Origin of the sequence: Nocardia sp. NPDC051052 (genome assembly GCF_044456045.1) — a bacterium.
Taxonomy (GTDB): Bacteria; Actinomycetota; Actinomycetes; order Mycobacteriales; family Mycobacteriaceae; genus Nocardia.
Window position 1 is genome coordinate 275,694 of sequence record NZ_JBITFL010000001.1, and the last position, 17,237, is coordinate 292,930.

Here is a 17,237-nt window from a genome sequence, read left to right on the forward strand (position 1 = left end):
ACGCTCGCTGAGTGGGTTCACTCGAACAGATCAGGGACTGGCCGGTTCGGCACGCGGCCGCCGCGGTTGTCACCGGCGACGGACAGGCAGTGCACGAGGGCGAGGTGGACCGGGTGTTCCCGCTCGCCTCGGTGACCAAGCCGCTGGTGGCCTATGCGGTGCTCGTCGCGGTGGAGGAGGGGGCGGTCGAACTCGATCAGCCCGCGGGCCCGCCCGGATCGACCGTGCGGCATCTACTCGCGCACACCTCGGGCCTCGCCTTCGACACCAGCGACATCCAGGCCGCACCCGGCACTCGCCGCATCTACTCGAGCATCGGATTCGAGGTGCTCGCGCGATTCGTCACCGACCAGACCGGGATCACGTTCGACGAATACCTGCACGACGCCGTGTTCGAGCCACTCGGCATGACCAATTCGGTGCTGGCCGGGCCCGCCGGGCACGCGGGGCGGTCCACCGCCGCCGACCTGGCGCGTTTCGCGGCGGAATTGCTGGACCCGCGGTTGATCTCCGAGCAGACGCACGCCGCGGCGACCTCCGTCCAATTCCCCGGCCTCAATGGCGTGCTGCCCGGTTACGGGTCGCAGCGCCCCAATGACTGGGGTCTGGGTTTCGAGATTCGCGACGGGAAGACTCCGCATTGGACAGGTAGCACCAATTCCGGGGGAACTTATGGTCATTTCGGGCAGTCCGGCACGTTTTTGTGGGTGGACCCCGCGTCGTCGTTGGCGTGTCTCGCATTGACCGACCAGAATTTCGGCGACTGGGCCAGAGCGGCCTGGCCGCCCTTCAGTGATGCCGTTATTGCGGAGGCGACACTCCCACGCAACACGGCGGTGAAGTAACACACGTAACATCGGGCACTCCAGTACACTCAGGCAACACCAGCAGACGGGCTCGTTGGGGAAGACGTCCCCCGTCCACGCTGGAGGTGTTAGTAGTGCGCGCATCGAGTCAGTTCGCGGACGTGACGGCGGGTGTGGTGTACATCCACTCGTCGCCCGCTGCGGTGTGCCCGCACGTCGAATGGGCACTCACCTCCGCTCTCGGCTCACCCGCGAAGCTGCGCTGGACCGCCCAACCCGCCGACGGCCAACTCCGCGCGACCAGCGAATGGATGGGCCCGGTAGGTACCGCCGCCCGCATCGCCCAATCCCTGCGCTCCTGGCCCGTCCTGCGTTTCGAGGTCACCGAAGACCCCAGCGAAGGAGTGGACGGCGAACGGTATTGCTTCGTGCCCGGCCTAGGCCTCTGGCACGGTTCCACCAGCGCCAACGGCGACGTCACCCTCGGCGAAATGCGCCTGCGCGCAATGCTCCAAGCCGCAGGCGAACTCGGCAAATACAACACCTACGACCTAGCCGCCGAATTAGACCGCGCCCTCGGCACCCCCTGGGACGAAGACCTCGAAATCTACCGCTACGGAACCGAGTCCGGCGCCGAGGTCACCTGGCTCCGCCGCGACGTCGGTTAGTCCCGATTCCGCGGCGCCGACAGCCGCCCAGGCGAGTATCGGGCCGTCGGCCCGCTCACTGCCGATGCGCGGCTACTCGACGGCCCATCAGATTCGAGCAACGGGATCGACGGTGGACTCGCGCACCGCCCATCGCAGGTCTCCTGGAGTCTGTTCGTCCTCGACCTCGAACCACGACGGTCGGAGCGACTTGGTCCAACCGAGTTGTCGGAGCTTTCTCGAATACTGCTCTGCCACATTGGATCCGGCTCCACCGCAGCCTGACGAACGTCTCCGAACACATCACCCTGCCGGACCTGTCGATCCTGCAGGCCTGGTTGCCCAGAATCCGCCGCTTGTCTACCTGCTCATGACGACCGAGCCCGACGGCCGATAGTGCGCATCTTCTCGCTATTCGAGCGGCAGCGATAGTTTCCACCTGTGCCATCCGGCGCTGGCGGAGCACGAAGTTGTTTGCAGGACAACGAAATCGACCGGCCGCTGGGATGATGCCGATCGCTCGGCACGGCCCACGCTGTCGAAGAGTGCGAAATGTCGTTGCTATGGTCTACGGTGTCGTCTCGACTCTTCATACAGAGCTGGGTTGGACGCTTGGAGGGGTTCCGCGGTATCCCCTATGGGGAGCGGACTGTATGCGGTCGTAGAATTTGATCACTTGAAGGTATGCTCAATTGAACTAATCAACTAGCGTGGTTGCCGCGCCGTTCGTGGGCAGGTGAGTGCGCCGATTGGCGGGAGTCGCTCGTGGTGGGTAGGGGACGACCGAGTCGCGCAAGTCTGTATGCCCGGCTCGATCTGGCGCTGAAAGAGCTCAATGATCGATTCGGTGGGTTGCCCAACCCTAGGGAAGCCCAGTCGATCTGGAACGACATCTGGCATCTGGAAGCTCACCACTCGACGGCGCTGGAAGGAAACACGCTGGTTTTGCGTGAAGTCCAGGCGTTGCTCGACCAGGGGCGCGCCGTGGGTGCAAAGCCTCTCGCGGAGTACAACGAAGTTCGTGGTTACGCTGACGCAGCCGAATGGGTATACAGCCAGGCCATGGAGCCGAGCGAACTGAACGACGGTCGGCTCGTCACCATCGCTGAAATCCGACGGATTCACGAAACCGCAATGACACCGGTCTGGGATGTTTTACCGCACCCGGACGCAACCGATCGGGAGGGGCCCGGAAGTTTCCGAGAGCACGATATTCGCGCCTTCGGCGCTGGTATGACTCCTCCGACTTGGCCTCTCGTGCCTGAGCAGATCCACCAATGGGTCACCGACGTCTGCTCGCTCGGCAAAGAAATCGCCACGGGCACCGAAACAGAACTGCCGCTGGCCGAGGAGCTGGCTCGTATACACAACAGGTTCGAACGTGTGCACCCGTTTCTCGACGGAAATGGACGGACTGGTCGACTGGTGCTCAACCTCATCCTGGTCCGACTCGGCCATCCGCCAGTCGTCGTCTTCAAACGCCAGCGAGATCTCTATCTAACGGCTCTACAGCGTGCCGATGTCGGAGACTATGGCGCTCTGGGTGAGTTGATTGCGCGCGCTATGTACGACAACCTCGTGCGCTTCATTGTGCCCAATGTTGCCGGCCCCGCACGGTTGGTTCCATTGCCTGCCTTGGTGGACGGAGACTTCACATTGCCTGCGTTGCGCCAAGCCGCGCAGCGAGGGCGTCTAGATGCGGTTCAGGGGCCGGACGGAATCTGGCGAAGTTCGCGCAAGGCCGTGGAGGCTTACCGCAAGTCTAAGCATCAACGCCGATGACAGTGGTAGACGCGTAGGGCCGCGCACATAGCAACGAAACTAGCGGGATGGGCTTGGCGGAGAGAGGTTTCAGTGGAGGTCGGCGGAGAGGGTTTGGCTTACTTCGGTGAGCAGGGGGATGGCTCGGTCTACTAGTTGTTCGGACATCCGGCCTACGGGACCGGAGATGGAGATGGCTAGGTGGGCGGGGGCTTCGGGGACGGCTACGGCTACGCAGCGGACGCCGAGTTCCTGTTCGCCGTCGTCTATGGCGTAGCCGTTGGTGGCGGCGGTGGCGAGCTGGCGGGTGAATTCTTCGGGGTCGGTGATGGTGTGTTCGGTGTAGCGCGGCATTCCGTTGCGCTGCAGAAGGTCTCGGGTGCGTTCGGGCGGCATGCCTGCCAGTAGGGCTTTGCCTACGGCGGTGCAGTGCGGGAGGACGCGGCGGCCGACTTCGGTGAACATGCGCATGGAATGGCGGGACGGGACCTGGGCGACGTAGACGATCTGGTCGCCGTCGAGCATGGCCATGTTGGCGGATTCGCCGAGTTCGTCGACGAGGCGCGCCAGGTGCGGGCGGGCGCGCAGGCTCAGCATGTGTGCGGAGGATTCGCCGAGCTTGATCAGCTTCGGGCCCAGCACGTATTGGCGGGACGGTTCCTGACGGAGGTAGCCGAGGTCGACGAGGGTGCGCACGAGCCGGTGGATGGTGGGCAGCGGCAGGCCGGAGGCGGTGGCGAGCTGGGAAAGGCCCATCATGCCGCCCTCATCGGCCATGGTCTCGAGCAGTCCGAAGGCGCGCTCGATGGACTGGACGCCGCCGGTGCGTCCCTTTGCTTCGCTCGTTGCGGTCACTGGCTACCTCCATGTTTCCGGATGGTGGAAGCCTACCGTCGATCTTTCGGCCCTCGGCTGTGACCCGCATCGTCCTTGACCGCGTCAGCCTCAACTCTTAAGCTATTCCGTATATCAGAATAATACTTCCGCATTGTGGAATTTAATCTGGAGGGATCCATGAGCCATTCGCTCCGATACGAGGTCAACTGCTCGATCCTGTTCACCGAGCTGCCGCTGCTCGAACGGCCGGAAGCGGTGCGGCGGGCCGGCTTCGACGCGGTCGAGTTCTGGTGGCCGTTCGACCGCGCCGTTCCCGGTGACCAGGAGGTCGATGCCTTCGTCGCCGCCATCGAGGACGCCGGAGTGTCGTTGGTGGGCCTGAACTTCGCCGCCGGTGACATGCCGAACGGCGACCGCGGCCTGCTGTCCTGGCCCGCTCGATCCACCGAGTTCCGCGACAACATCGACGTCACCATCGGGATCGGCAAGCGCCTCGGCTGCCGAGCGTTCAACGCGCTCTACGGCAATCGCACCGATGAGGCATCCGCCGCGGCGCAGGACGAGCTGGCGACCGAAAACCTCGCCCTCGCCGCGACCGTCGCCGCCCGGATCGGCGGCACCGTGCTGGTCGAACCGGTGAGCGGCGCGGATCGCTACCCGCTGCGGACCGCCGCCGACGCGCTCGCGGTGCTCGATCGGGTGCAAACATCCACGGGCGCAGCGAATCTCGGCCTGCTTGCCGACCTGTACCACCTGGCGGTCAACGGCGACGATGTCGACAAGGTCATCGCGGAGCACACCGCCAGGATCGCGCACGTACAGATCGCGGACAGCCCCGGCAGGAATGAGCCAGGCACCGGCGAACTTCCGCTGCAACGGCAACTCGCCGAACTCGAGACTCGCGGTTACCGCGGCTGGGTCGGACTCGAATACAAGCCGTCCGCAGGCTCCGCCGACAGCTTCGCGTGGTTGCCGCGCGAGCGCCGCGGCACCACGGCGTAAATCATTGTCCAGGAAAGACTTCAGGGAATGCGCATGACCACTATCGCTTTCATCGGGCTCGGCATCATGGGCAGCCCGATGGCCGTCCACCTGGCCACCGCCGGTCATAAGGTGACCGCTTACAACCGCACCGTTGCCAAGGCCGCGCCGATCGTCGCCGCGGGCGGACGCGCCGCCACCTCGATCGCGGACGCGGTACACCGCGCCGAGGTGATCTGCGTGATGGTGCCCGACTCACCCGACGTCAAGGACGTGCTGGGCGGCGAGAAGGGCGTCTTCGACAGCGCCGAGCCCGGCGCTTTGATCATCGACTTTTCCAGCATCCGGCCTGATGTCACCGTCGAACTCGCGAAACAGGCTGCCGCGCGCGGCTTCCGGCTGCTGGACGCCCCGGTCTCCGGCGGCGAGAAGGGCGCGGTCGACGCCTCGTTGTCCATCATGGTCGGTGGTGACGCCGCGGACTTCGAGGAGGCGACGCCGATCTTCGACGTGCTCGGCAAAACCGTTGTGCACGTTGGCCCCAGCGGCTCCGGCCAGACCGTCAAGGCGGCCAACCAGCTGATCGTCGCGGCCAACATCCAAGCCCTCGCCGAGGCCGTGATCTTCCTCGAGGCGTACGGAGTGGATATCGAGGCCGCCCTGCGGGTGCTCGGCGGCGGGCTGGCCGGCTCGAAGGTGCTGGACCAGAAACAGCACAACATGCTGTCCCGAACCTTCGCGCCCGGATTCCGAATCGACCTGCACCACAAGGACATGGGCATCGTGACGGCCGCGGCCCGGGCGGCCGGGGTGGTGGTGCCGGTCGGCTCGCTGGTCGAACAGTTGATGGCCTCCGCCAAGGCGAGCGGTGACGGCGGACTCGACCACAGTGCCCTAATGCGCGGGGTGCGGCGCCTGAGTGGGCGTGCGGACAAGGAGAACTGACGATGGCACGGATGCGTACCGCGGACGCCGCGGTGTTGATTCTCGAAAAGGAAGGCGCGACACAGTCGTTCGGTTTGCCTGGGGCGGCGATCAATCCGTTCTATAGCGCGATGCGCGCGCATGGTGGGATCAAGCATGTGCTGGCCCGCCATGTCGAGGCTGCCTCGCATATGGCTGAGGGTTATACCCGTGCCGCAGCGGGCAATATCGGCATCTGCATCGGTACCTCGGGTCCTGCGGGCACCGACATGATCACCGGGTTGTATTCGGCCAGCGCGGATTCCATTCCGATCCTGTGTATTACCGGTCAGGCGCCGGTGGCCAAGTTGCACAAGGAGGACTTCCAAGCGGTGGATATCGCCTCGATCGCGGGGCCGGTGGCCAAGTGGGCGGTGACTGTCTTGGAGCCCGCGCAGGTGCCGGGTACGTTCCAGAAGGCGTTCCGGTTGATGCGCGAGGGCAGGCCCGGCCCGGTACTGATCGACTTGCCGATCGATGTGCAGCTCGCTGAAATAGAGTTCGACATCGACACCTACGAGCCGCTGCAGGTGCATCGCCCGGCCGCGACCAAGGCTCAGGCGGTGAAGGCGATCGCGATGCTGAACGCGGCCGAGCGCCCGCTCATCGTGGCAGGCGGTGGCATCGTCAACTCTGATGCCGCGGGCTTGCTGGTCGAATTCGCTGAGTTGACCGGTGTTCCCGTGGTGCCGACCCTGATGGGCTGGGGCACGATCCCCGACGATCATCCACTGTATGCGGGCATGGTCGGACTACAGACCTCCCACCCCTACGGCAACGCCACCATGCTCGAATCCGATTTCGTGCTCGGTATCGGTAATAGGTGGGCCAATCGGCATACCGGCGGGGTCGAAACCTATACCAAGGACCGCACTTTCGTGCACGTCGACATCGAGCCGACGCAGATCGGACGTGTCTTCGCGCCAGACTTCGGCATCACCTCCGACGCCGGTGCCGCGCTGCAGGTGTTCCTCGACGTCGCCCGTGAGCTCGCGACGGCAGGTGAACTCCGCGATCGGTCGGATTGGGCTGGGCAGGTCCGGGCGCGAAAGCAACTGGGCCAGCGCAAAACCCACTTCGACAACGTCCCGATCAAACCGCAACGTGTCTATGAGGAGATGAACAGGGCGTTCGGCCCGGATACCCGCTACGTCAGCACCATCGGCCTCTCCCAGATCCAGGCAGCCCAGATGCTGCACGTCTACCGTCCACGCCACTGGATCAACGCGGGCCAGGCGGGCCCGCTCGGCTGGACTTTGCCCGCCGCGCTGGGCGTCGCAACGGCCGACCCCGATGCCACGGTGGTGGCATTGTCCGGCGACTACGACTTCCAGTTCCTCATCGAGGAATTGGCCGTCGGCGCACAGTTCGGCATCCCGTATATCCATGTGCTGGTGAACAACTCGTACCTGGGGCTGATCCGCCAAGCCCAACGAGCGTTCAGCATGGACTACTACGTCCAGCTCGATTTCGACAACATCAACAGCCCAGAGGTCGCAGGATACGGCGTCGACCATGTCAAGGTCGTCGAAGGGCTGGGCTGCAAGGCAATTCGAGTGTTCGAGCCGGAGGGTATCGGCCCGGCCCTGGAGGAGGCGAAGAAGTTGATCGCCGAACACCGGGTGCCGGTGGTCGTCGAGTGCATCCTCGAACGGGTGACGAACGTGTCGATGGGCCTGGAGATCGACAATATTGTCGAATTCGAGGAACTCGCCGAGACCGCCGCGGACGCACCCACCGCTGCCGCGCTACTGGACTGAGGACGGGATGCCCCGGGTACTCATCGCTCCCGACAAGTTCAAGGGTTCGCTGACCGCCGCACAGGTCGGCGCCGCCGTCGCGGCCGGTATTCGACGGGTGCTGCCGGACGCGTCGGTGCTGGTCATCCCGGTCGCCGACGGCGGCGACGGGACTGTCGCGGCAGCCCTGGCGGCGGGGTTCGCGGCGATCCCGGTAGTCGCCACCGGGCCGACCGGAGAACCGGTCGGCGCCTCCTACGCCCGGCGCGGCGATCTCGCCGTGGTGGAACTGGCGGACGTATCCGGGCTCCTCCGGCTGCCCGACGGGAAGTTCGCCCCGATGTCGGCAAACAGCCGGGGGACCGGCGAGGTGATCGCCGCGGCCGTCGACGCGGGTTGCCGCCGGGTGGTGCTCGGCATCGGCGGTAGTGCGGGCACCGACGGCGGGGCGGGCATGCTGCGCGCAGTCGGTGCTCGGCTACTCGATGCCGATGGCGCCGAAATCGGTGACGGCGGAGCGGCTTTGGCGGACGTGGCGACCATCGACCTGACCGGACTCCGCAAACGACTGGCCGGTGTCGAATTCACCGTCGCTTGCGACGTGGACAACCCACTCACCGGCTCACGGGGTGCGGCAGCCGTTTACGGCCCGCAGAAGGGTGCGGACGATCGTCAGGTGACCGCGCTCGATGCCGCACTCACCCACTGGGCCGACATCGTCGCCGCGACCACCGGCACCGATCGCCGAGACATCCCCGGCGCGGGCGCCGCCGGGGGAGTGGGCTTCGCCGCGGTAGCGGTACTCGACGCCATACTGGCTCCGGGCATCGAATTAGTCCTGGACTCGGCCGATTTCGGCAACCACCTAACCGGTACGGACTTGGTCGTGACCGGCGAGGGCACCCTCGACGAACAGACCCTGCACGGCAAAGCGCCCGCGGGCGTCGCCGCCGCAGCCCATGCGGCGGGCATCCCGGCGGTAGCGGTCTGCGGTCGAAACACCCTGTCCGAAGCCCGATTACAGTCCGCCGGATTCACGGCAGCCTATTCACTGGTAGCGATAGAGCCCGACGTCCAGCGCTGCTTCACCGAGGGAGAGGAGCTGCTGCAGCGCCTCGGCACCCACATCGCCGAGCGACACCTATCGCAGACAACCCCTGTGGTGAAGCAGCAACAGCCGCACAAGTCCTGATTCCCCGCACACCGAATCGCCGCCCTGACACGCGTGCGGATGTCAGAAGGTGTGCGTCTGCGGCAGGGATCCCGCGGTTCGCCGAGCTGCGCTGAGGATGCCTGCGTTCGCGCGCACCGCCGTTGGCCGAGCCGCGCGCCGACGGGTGCTTGCGGCTGCGCGCACTGCCTCAGCCGCACAGGTTCTGATTTCGCGCACACCGAATTGCCGCGCTGACACGCGTGCGGATCTCAGAAGGTGCGCGGTTGCGGCAGGCTAGCCGAGTCGGGCGCTGAGGCTGTTCGCGGCCGCGCTCACCGCTGCCCCGAATACGGGCTCCGTTTCGTCTGTCAGACGGCTGAAGGGCACGTTCACGCTGAGGCTTGCTACTGGCTTTCCGTTGTCGCCCAGTACAACTGCGGCGACGGCGCCGACATCGGAGCGCCATTCGCCACGGTTGACCGCGAACCCGCGCTCCCGGATCACGGCCAGTTCGGCGCGCAATTCCTCCGGATCGGTGACCGTGGTGTCGGTGTAGCGCGGTAGCTCGTCGACGAGCAGTTGCCGGATAAACTCCGGATTGCTGTGCGCGAGAACGGCTTTCCCGTTGGCGGACGCATGCATGGGCAGCGAGTGGCCGAGCGCCATGTTGGTGCGCACCGGTTTGTCGGTTTCCAGCCGCTCGATCAGCACCATTTTGCTGTCCTCGGGAACGGTCAGGTGGATGGTTTCCTCGGTCTGCCTGCGCAGATTCTCCATGATCGGCAACGCCACCCCGCGCAGTCCGAGATCCCCGCCTGCGCGACTGCCGACCGCGAGCGCCTTGGTTGTCAACACCCACCGGGTCACCTCGCCGGACGCAGGACGAATCCACCCGGCCTCGTCCAGCGTGACCAATGCCCGCTGGACCGTGCTCTTGGGCATCTCCAGCACCCGCGCCAGCTCGCCGACGCCGATCGGTTGCCGGGCCGCGACCTCTTCCAGCACGCGAAGCGTATTCAGGACATTTCGCAAGGTATTGACTCCTTCATCGCGCATCCCTACCCTTGCTGCACCTTTTCACGGCACAGTGTGCCATATAACGGCACGGAATGGAAACGATGTGATGACCGCTCATAGTGGACGGCATTTCCTGCAGATCCCCGGACCGACGAACGTCCCGGATCGGGTACTTCGCGCCATCGCGCAACCGACCATCGACCACCGCGGCCCCGACTTCGCCGAACTCGCCCTCGACCTTCGTGACCGGGTGAAACCCGTCTTCGGCACGGCTGGTCCCGTCGTCATCTATCCCTCCTCCGGCACCGGCGCGTGGGAAGCCGCGCTGGTCAACACACTCTCGCCCGGCGATCGGGTGCTCGCCTTCGAAGCCGGACATTTCGCCAGCCTGTGGCGGGACATGGCCAACCGGCTCGGGTTGGTCGTCGACTTCGTGCCGGGGGACTGGCGGCGCGGCGTCGATGCCGCGGCCGTCGCCGAGCGGCTGGCTGAGGACACCGCGCACCGCATCGCGGCGGTGATGGTGGTGCACAACGAGACCTCGACCGGCGTCGCCAGCCGGATACCGGAGATCAGGGCCGCCATCGACGAGTCGGACCACCCCGCGCTGCTGCTGGTCGACACGATCTCCTCGCTGGGATCCATCGACTACCGGCACGACGACTGGGGTGTCGACGTGACGGTCGGCTGCTCGCAGAAGGGCCTGATGCTGCCACCGGGTCTCGGCTTCAACGCGATCAGCGACAAGGCGCTCGCGGCCGCACCGGCGGCGCGGTTGTCGAAGTCCTACTGGGACTGGACGCCCATCCTCGACGCCAACGAGCACGGCTTCTACCCGTACACCCCGGCCACCAACCTGCTCTACGGCCTGCGGGAAGCGCTGCTGATGCTCGAAGAGGAGGGCTTGCGCAACGTCTTCGCCAGGCACAACCGGCACGCCGCGGCGACCAGGGCGGCCGTTCGTGGCTGGGGTCTCGAGGTGCTGTGTGTCAACGAACGCGAGTACTCCAGTGCGCTGACCGCTGTGCTGCTGGGCGCGGAACACGATGCGGACAAGGTGCGCCGAATCATCTTGGACCGCTTCGATATGTCACTGGGCACGGGGCTGGGCAAGCTCTCCGGGCGCGTGTTCCGAATCGGTCATCTCGGCGACCTCAACGACCTGACCCTCGCAGGCACCCTGTCCGGTGTCCAGATGGGTCTCGAACTGGCCGGCGTGGCTGTCGATCCCGCCGGTCTGCAAGCCGCTCTTTCGGTCTTACGCGCCGAATGAAACATGCTCCGGCGCCGCACTTTCCATCGATGGACAGTGAGCGCCGGGAAACAGCCCCTGTTAACTGAATTCGATCGCTCCCCGCTGGGCACATCGTAAGCCCCCGCCATTACGGCGTGGACGTCAAGCACGGCAGATCCGCCAGATCGGCGCTTCAACGCGACACCGGCCTCGGAGATCTCGACCCTAGATGCTCCGCCACGAGTGACTCTCCCGATGCTCCGCCACGAGCCGGGATCCGCTATACGCCGACGCTTTTCGCGTCGGCCACCTACGAGGAGGTAGGTCGTTGTCCGAGCGAACTACGCCAATCCGGCGCCTGTCCGAGATGAAGCGATGGACGTATATCTTGCCCATCGTCGTCTTCATCTACGTCATCTGTTATATCGACCGCACCAACATCAGTTTCGCGCTGCCGCACCTCGAAACCGATATGGGGCTCAGCAAAGCCGAGCAGGGTCTGGCGAGCGGCATCTTCTTCTGGGGCTATCTGCTGCTGCAGATCCCCGGCGGGTATATGGCCGAAAGGTGGAGTGCCAGAAAGTGGATCGCGATCCTGATGGTGTTGTGGAGCGTGGCCGCGATGGCGCAAGGCTTCACCAATTCCGTCGGCCAGCTGTTGATCGCCCGTTTCCTGCTCGGCGTGGCCGAGGGCGGCGTGCAACCGGCGCTGATGGCCACCATCCGGACGTGGTTCCCCTTCGCCGAAAGGGGTAGGGCCTATGCGATTTTCAAGCTGTACACCCCGATCGCGGCGATCGTGGCCGCACCGTTTTCTGGCATCCTGCTGACCTACACGGACTGGCGCTGGATGTTCATCATCCAGGGCGGTGCCCCGCTGGTCGTCGGGCTCGCGGCTTGGCTTGCGGTAGTGCGCGACACACCCGCCAAGGCCGGGTGGTTGTCGACGGCCGAACGCGACTTCATCGAGCGTTCCCGGGTCGCGGAGGGCGAACCGCTGCAGCATCGCGGCACCTTCAAGGCGGCCTTCACCAGCAAGATCGTGTGGCATTTCGCCCTCATCTACACGTTGACGCAGATGGGTCTGCTCGGTCTCACCCTGTGGCTGCCCAGCGTGTTGAAAAAGGCGTTCCATACCGATTTGAAGGTGGGTTTCGTCGCGATACTGCCGCAGATCGCCGCGGGCGTCGCCATCATTCTCATCGGCAGATCGGCGGACAAACGCGGCGGGCACATCGCGCACATGGCGCTGGTTCTCGGGTCCGCGGCGATCATTCTCGGCGGCGCGAGTTTGATCTCGCCGGATCAGAAGTGGTTGGTACTCGGGGCGATGATCTTGGGTACGGCAGCGTCGATCGCCTGGTACGGACCGTTCTGGGCGACGGTCACCAAACTTGTTCCGGTCGCGGCCGCCGGGGCGGGATTGGGCCTGATCAATGGCGTCGGCAATCTCGGCAGCTTCTTCGGGCCCTATATCGGTGGCTGGCTCAGCGATATCAGCGGTGGCGGGTACGCGCTCACGCAAGCGTTCTTCGGCGGGGTCTTCGCTGTCGCCGGGCTGCTCGTCCTGACGTTGCGTAAGAAGATGCGCGAGGCGACGAACGCGGTCCAGTCGGAGCCGAAACCCGTTCTGGCGGAGGAACAACTGGTGGTCATGTCGAAACCCGCAGGGGTGGAGGCGCAACCGGTGACGGACGCTGCCCCGATCGTCTGACGGCCGCGGCGGCCGATCCTCGGGTCGGCCGCCGCATGGTCCCTGTCGTGAACTACCGAGGATCAAAGGACTCTCATGAACCTACCCACCGCAACGGCCGACCGGTCCGCCGTCGCCGCACGTCTGGAGGACACGCTCCGCACGACGATGGATGGCGAGGTCGCCTTCGACGACTACAGCCGCCACATCTTCTCCCGCGACGCGAGCATGTACTCGATAACGCCACTGGGCGTGGTGTTTCCACGGCACGCCGACGACGTCGCCGCGGCGGTGCGGGCTGCCGGTGAGCTCGGGGTGCCGATCGTGCCCCGTGGTGCGGGAACGAGTTTGGCCGGGCAGACCGTCGGTCCGGGCCTGGTGCTCGACCTGTCCCGGTACATGAACCGGATCCTGGAGATCGATCCGATCGCCCGCACCGCGCTGGTCGAGGTGGGGGTGGTGCAGGACCAGCTCAACCAGGCCGCGGCCGCGCACGGGTTGATGTTCGGCCCAGACACCTCGACGAGCAATCGGGCCACCATCGGCGGGATGATCGGAAACAATTCCGCGGGAAGCGGTTCCAGGACCTACGGCATGACGATCGATCACGTACGGGCGCTGGACGTGGTGCTTTCCGATGGTTCGCGCGCCCGGTTCGCACCGGTCGACGAGGCCGAACACAAACGACGAGCCTCGGCGCAGACCCTGGAAGGCCGTATTTATCAAGAACTTCCGGAACTGGTAATCGCCGAGGAGTCGGCTATCAAGGCCGGCATGCCGACGTTCTGGCGGCGCGCCTGTGGCTACCGGCTCGACCGGCTGGTGGATTTCGGCGAAGACAAGCCGTTCGATCTGGCCAAGTTCGTGGTGGGTGCGGAGGGCACGCTGGTGATCGCCACGCACGCGCTGGTGGACCTGGTGCCCAAGCCTGCCCGAACGGTATATGCGGTAGGGCATTTCACCGACACCGTGAGTGCCATCGCGGCCACCACGGACGCGTTGAGCTGCGAGCCGCATCAGGTCGAGTTGATGGACCGCACCATCCTGGAGTTGTCCCGGCAGAAGATCGAGTATGCCGAGCTCGGCAACATTCTCGTCGGCGACCCGGGCGCACTGCTTTTCGTCTCGTTCAGCGGTGACGACGAGGGGCCGCTGATCGCCGATCTGGACCGGCTCGATCGACTATGGCAGCAGAACGGGCACGGTTACCACACGCTGCGGGCGGTCACCGCCGCCGATCAGACCGCGTTGCTCAAGGTCCGCAAGTCCAGCCTCGGCCTGCTGATGGCCGCGGGCGAGGGCACCCGCCGCCCGCTCGCCTTCGTGGAGGACACCGCCGTCGATCCGGCGCACCTGGCCGAATACACCAAGCGGTTCAAGGAGATTCTGGACGAGCACAAGATGGAGGCGGGGTTCTACGGGCACTGCTCGGTCGGCTGTCTGCATATTCGCCCGTTCGTCGATCTGACCGATCCGGCGCAGGTGATCACGATGCGTGCGGTCGCCGAGGCGGTCAAGGATCTCGTCGCCGAGTACGGCGGGGTGAACTCCAGTGAGCACGGTGACGGGCTCGCGCGCAGCGAGTTCAACCGGGAGATCTTCGGTGACGAACTGTACGAGACGATGCGAAAGGTCAAGCGGCTCTTCGATCCTGGGAACGTGATGAACCCGGGCAAGATCGTCGACGCGCCGCCGATGACCGAGAATCTGCGCGACCGTGACGCGTTGCCGCCGGCGCCGCCGTTGACTACGGCGCTGCAGTTCGAGGTCGTCGGGGGAATGCGTGGTGCGGCGGATCGCTGCATGAATATCGGGCTGTGCCGCAAATCCACCGCCGGGGTGATGTGCCCGTCCTATATCGCGACAAAGAACGAGGAGCACTCCACCCGTGGGCGGGCCAACGCGCTGGTAAAGGCGCTGTCCGAGCCGGACCCGCATGCCGCGCTCGGTGGTGAGCGGTTGCACGATATTCTCGATCTGTGCCTGATGTGTAAGGCGTGCAAGAGCGAGTGCCCGATGAGTGTGGACATGGCCTCGCTCAAGGCCGAGACGCTCGCGCACCATCATGAAATCCATGGAACACCCTTGCGTTCAAGGGCTTTCGGTTCGATAAGGCTGCTCAATCGGATCGGATCGGCGACGGCTCCGCTGTCGAATCTGCCGGGGCGCAACGGGTTCGCGCGCCGGATGATGGACCGCATGCTCGGCATTACGGCTGCTCGGCCGTTGCCGGTGTTCCAGCGGGTCAACTTGGTGCGGTGGTTCCGTCGTCGGGGCGTGACGGTTGATCAGACGACGCTGGGAACTGTGAATTGGCTTGCCGATTCGTTCACTACGTTCACCGAGCCGCACATCGGGGTGGCGGCGATCGAACTGCTGGAGCGGTCCGGCTGGCGGGTCGAGCTCGCGAGCGGTGGGTGTTGTGGGCGGTCGAGCATGTCCAAGGGGCTGCTCGATGACGCGAAGAAGAAGGCCACCGGGCTCGTTCGTTCGCTGGCCGAGGATACCGAACCCGGCTCGCCGATCGTCGGCTGCGAGCCGTCGTGCCTGTTCATGCTGCGCGACGAACACGTTGCGCTGCTGCCGGATTCGACGTCGGTGCGGGCGGTCGCGGCGCGAGTCAAGCAGGTGGAGGAGTTGCTCGTCGAGGCGATCGACGCGGGTCGGCTGACGCTGCGCGCGGATTCACCGCTGGCGGGCCGGCGGATCGTCTTTCACGGCCACTGCCATCAGAAGGCCGAGGTCGGCACGGCGGCCACCATGGCGTTGCTGCGCCGGATTCCGGGTGTCGAGGTGGTGGAGATCGACTCCGGGTGTTGCGGGATGGCGGGCTCGTTCGGCTTCGAGTCCGAGCACTACGAAACGTCCATGACCGTCGGCGGGGACCGGCTTTTCCCGGCCCTCGCCGCCGAGTCGGCAGACACCATCGTCGCCGCGACCGGTGTGTCGTGCCGGCAGCAGATCTTCCACGGCGCGGGTCGCACCGCGTGGCATCCCGTCGAGCTGGTGCGCGAAGCACTGGCCGGAATCGAATAGGAGACATCGATGCGTATCGTCCGCTACTCGATCGACGGACGGATCGGGTGTGGCGCCCTGGTCGGCGATGTCGTGCACGACCTACTCGAAACAGAGCTCGGCGCGGTGGTGGGGAGGTTGTCGGAGCTGACCTTGCTTGCCCCGTGCGACCCCCGCACGATTGTCTGCGCGGTCAGCAACTATGCCGGCCAGATCCTCGAAAAGAGCAGGCTATGGCCGCAGCAGCCATCGCTGTTCCTGAAGTCCCCCAACGCGATTACCGGCCTCGACGCAGAGATTCTGCGCCCCGCCGAGGTCCAGCGCCTGGAATACGAGGGCGAACTGGCCGTGGTCATCGGCCGCACCGCCCGCAACGTCCCGGCCGCCCACGCCACCGACTTCATCCTCGGCTACACCTGCGCCAACGACGTCACGGCCGACGACTGGCGAGCCGACGGCCAATGGACCCGAGCCAAAAGCGCAGACACCTTCTGCCCTTTGGGCCCCTGGATCGAAACCGACATCGCAGACCCCGCCGCCCTCCAGATCACCACCCGCCTAGCAGGCCAAGTCGTCCAATCCGCCCCCACCTCGGAAATGGTCTTCGGAGTACCAGAACTACTAGCATTCGTCACCCGCTGGATCACCCTGCAACCCGGCGACGTCCTCCTCACCGGCAGCCCCGTCGGAGTCGGCCCGATGACACCCGGCGACGTCGTCGAGGTCGAAATCTCCGGCATCGGCACGCTCCGCAACACCGTGGTCGACGGAGCGACCAGCCCGGGTCGACTGGCCCGTGCCTCTGGTGATGGGGCTCATCTTCGCTGAGCTCGAGTTGCCCGCAGCCAGTCCTCGAGAACGGTGAAGTCCTCGTGGTCGAGACCCCGAGACGCCTCGACTCGGTGCAACAGGGCTCGGCCTCGATGGTGCGTCGCGACCCAGTCTCGGTCGGAATCGGTGATCTCGTCATCGACCCACGCGAACGGGCGTCCCGCCGCCCAGTTCACCAAAGTCCGGGTCTTCCAGTGCAGTCCGAACCATTGGTCCTCGCGCTGGTGTTCGCCCGACGGATCGGGCCATGCGACCACCGGCAGTTGTGGCAGCCCGATTCGAGGCGATATCTCCGCGTTGGCATCCGCTTCCCAGGTTGTGGCCCAGACCAGTTCGCACGGCAATGCCGCCAGCCGAAGTCCGATGCTCGGGCGCAGCCGTGCCAAGTGCCCGACCGCGGCCGAGCTTTGGGGTGGGGGCCGCACGTCTGCGCCGAACGGGAGCAGCGGTCCGTCGACATCGAGGAAGAGCAGCGGGCGCTCTTCGTACTCGTTCATCGGCCACACCGTAGCGTGATGCGGCGAATGCTCCAGTGCGCGAGGTGGTTCGGGGTCGATGGA

General features: G+C 65.6%; 14 protein-coding genes. 11 read left to right on the forward strand and 3 right to left on the reverse strand.

Features of this window, described 5'->3' with window-relative positions:
• Positions 1-11 precede the first annotated feature (11 nt).
• From ACIBCN_RS01310 to ACIBCN_RS01320, 3 genes are all read left to right on the forward strand, one after another.
• The gene (locus ACIBCN_RS01310) at positions 12-845 is read left to right on the forward strand and encodes a serine hydrolase domain-containing protein (RefSeq protein ID WP_396989457.1); all 834 of its coding nucleotides are present in this window, start codon (positions 12-14) and stop codon (positions 843-845) included.
• A 95-nt stretch (positions 846-940) separates the two neighbouring features.
• Entirely contained in the window at positions 941-1,474 is a 534-nt protein-coding gene (locus tag ACIBCN_RS01315; protein WP_396989458.1) for a DUF3145 domain-containing protein, read from the forward strand.
• 744 nt (positions 1,475-2,218) lie between these two features.
• Positions 2,219-3,235, forward strand: a complete 1,017-nt coding sequence (locus ACIBCN_RS01320; RefSeq protein WP_396989459.1) for a Fic family protein — start codon at positions 2,219-2,221, stop codon at positions 3,233-3,235.
• Between the two features lie 69 nt (positions 3,236-3,304).
• On the opposite strand, the gene ACIBCN_RS01325 is transcribed toward ACIBCN_RS01320, so the two are convergent.
• Positions 3,305-4,069, reverse strand: coding sequence for an IclR family transcriptional regulator (locus ACIBCN_RS01325; RefSeq protein ID WP_396989460.1), 765 nt, complete (start codon positions 4,067-4,069; stop codon positions 3,305-3,307).
• Between the two features lie 159 nt (positions 4,070-4,228).
• Here ACIBCN_RS01325 and ACIBCN_RS01330 point away from each other — a divergent pair, with 159 nt between their 5' ends.
• The 4 genes from ACIBCN_RS01330 to ACIBCN_RS01345 are packed head-to-tail and all read left to right on the forward strand — an operon-like array spanning position 4,229 to position 8,926.
• Entirely contained in the window at positions 4,229-5,053 is an 825-nt protein-coding gene (locus ACIBCN_RS01330; RefSeq protein WP_396989461.1) for a hydroxypyruvate isomerase family protein, read from the forward strand.
• A 33-nt stretch (positions 5,054-5,086) separates the two neighbouring features.
• Positions 5,087-5,977, forward strand: a complete 891-nt coding sequence (locus ACIBCN_RS01335) for a 2-hydroxy-3-oxopropionate reductase (protein WP_396989462.1) — start codon at positions 5,087-5,089, stop codon at positions 5,975-5,977.
• Between the two features lie 2 nt (positions 5,978-5,979).
• Positions 5,980-7,755, forward strand: coding sequence for a glyoxylate carboligase (gene gcl, locus ACIBCN_RS01340; protein WP_396989463.1), 1,776 nt, complete (start codon positions 5,980-5,982; stop codon positions 7,753-7,755).
• A 7-nt stretch (positions 7,756-7,762) separates the two neighbouring features.
• Complete coding sequence (locus ACIBCN_RS01345; protein WP_396989464.1) at positions 7,763-8,926, forward strand: glycerate kinase; 1,164 nt, start codon at positions 7,763-7,765, stop codon at positions 8,924-8,926.
• A 255-nt stretch (positions 8,927-9,181) separates the two neighbouring features.
• Here ACIBCN_RS01345 and ACIBCN_RS01350 read toward each other — a convergent pair whose 3' ends face one another.
• Positions 9,182-9,919 carry an IclR family transcriptional regulator gene (locus ACIBCN_RS01350; RefSeq protein WP_396989465.1) on the reverse strand — a complete coding sequence of 246 codons (738 nt, stop codon included), beginning with the start codon at positions 9,917-9,919 and terminating at the stop codon, positions 9,182-9,184.
• A 91-nt stretch (positions 9,920-10,010) separates the two neighbouring features.
• Between ACIBCN_RS01350 and ACIBCN_RS01355 the strand changes: the two genes are divergently transcribed.
• The 4 genes from ACIBCN_RS01355 to ACIBCN_RS01370 all read left to right on the forward strand — a co-directional run bounded on the left by ACIBCN_RS01355 (position 10,011) and on the right by ACIBCN_RS01370 (position 16,674).
• Positions 10,011-11,177 carry a pyridoxal-phosphate-dependent aminotransferase family protein gene (locus ACIBCN_RS01355; RefSeq protein WP_396989466.1) on the forward strand — a complete coding sequence of 389 codons (1,167 nt, stop codon included), beginning with the start codon at positions 10,011-10,013 and terminating at the stop codon, positions 11,175-11,177.
• Positions 11,178-11,466: 289 nt separating this feature from the next.
• Complete coding sequence (locus ACIBCN_RS01360) at positions 11,467-12,852, forward strand: MFS transporter (RefSeq protein WP_396989467.1); 1,386 nt, start codon at positions 11,467-11,469, stop codon at positions 12,850-12,852.
• Positions 12,853-12,927: 75 nt separating this feature from the next.
• Positions 12,928-15,867, forward strand: a complete 2,940-nt coding sequence (locus ACIBCN_RS01365; RefSeq protein WP_396989468.1) for an FAD-binding and (Fe-S)-binding domain-containing protein — start codon at positions 12,928-12,930, stop codon at positions 15,865-15,867.
• Positions 15,868-15,876: 9 nt separating this feature from the next.
• Positions 15,877-16,674: a fumarylacetoacetate hydrolase family protein gene (locus ACIBCN_RS01370; RefSeq protein ID WP_396989469.1), complete on the forward strand. Its 798-nt coding sequence runs from the start codon at positions 15,877-15,879 to the stop codon at positions 16,672-16,674.
• On the opposite strand, the gene ACIBCN_RS01375 is transcribed toward ACIBCN_RS01370, so the two are convergent.
• Complete coding sequence (locus tag ACIBCN_RS01375) at positions 16,662-17,174, reverse strand: HAD domain-containing protein (protein ID WP_396989470.1); 513 nt, start codon at positions 17,172-17,174, stop codon at positions 16,662-16,664. The two genes, ACIBCN_RS01370 and ACIBCN_RS01375, sit on opposite strands and share 13 nt — an antisense overlap.
• Positions 17,175-17,237 lie beyond the last annotated feature (63 nt).

Coding starts and splice junctions, on each gene's coding strand:
- ACIBCN_RS01365 (WP_396989468.1), top strand. CDS start 12,928: ATGAACCTACCCACCGCAACGGCCGACCGGTCCGCCGTCGCCGCACGT.
- ACIBCN_RS01355 (WP_396989466.1), top strand. CDS start 10,011: ATGACCGCTCATAGTGGACGGCATTTCCTGCAGATCCCCGGACCGACG.
- ACIBCN_RS01335 (WP_396989462.1), top strand. CDS start 5,087: ATGACCACTATCGCTTTCATCGGGCTCGGCATCATGGGCAGCCCGATG.
- ACIBCN_RS01345 (WP_396989464.1), top strand. CDS start 7,763: ATGCCCCGGGTACTCATCGCTCCCGACAAGTTCAAGGGTTCGCTGACC.
- ACIBCN_RS01370 (WP_396989469.1), top strand. CDS start 15,877: ATGCGTATCGTCCGCTACTCGATCGACGGACGGATCGGGTGTGGCGCC.
- gcl (WP_396989463.1), top strand. CDS start 5,980: ATGGCACGGATGCGTACCGCGGACGCCGCGGTGTTGATTCTCGAAAAG.
- ACIBCN_RS01375 (WP_396989470.1), bottom strand. CDS start 17,174: ATGAACGAGTACGAAGAGCGCCCGCTGCTCTTCCTCGATGTCGACGGA.
- ACIBCN_RS01330 (WP_396989461.1), top strand. CDS start 4,229: ATGAGCCATTCGCTCCGATACGAGGTCAACTGCTCGATCCTGTTCACC.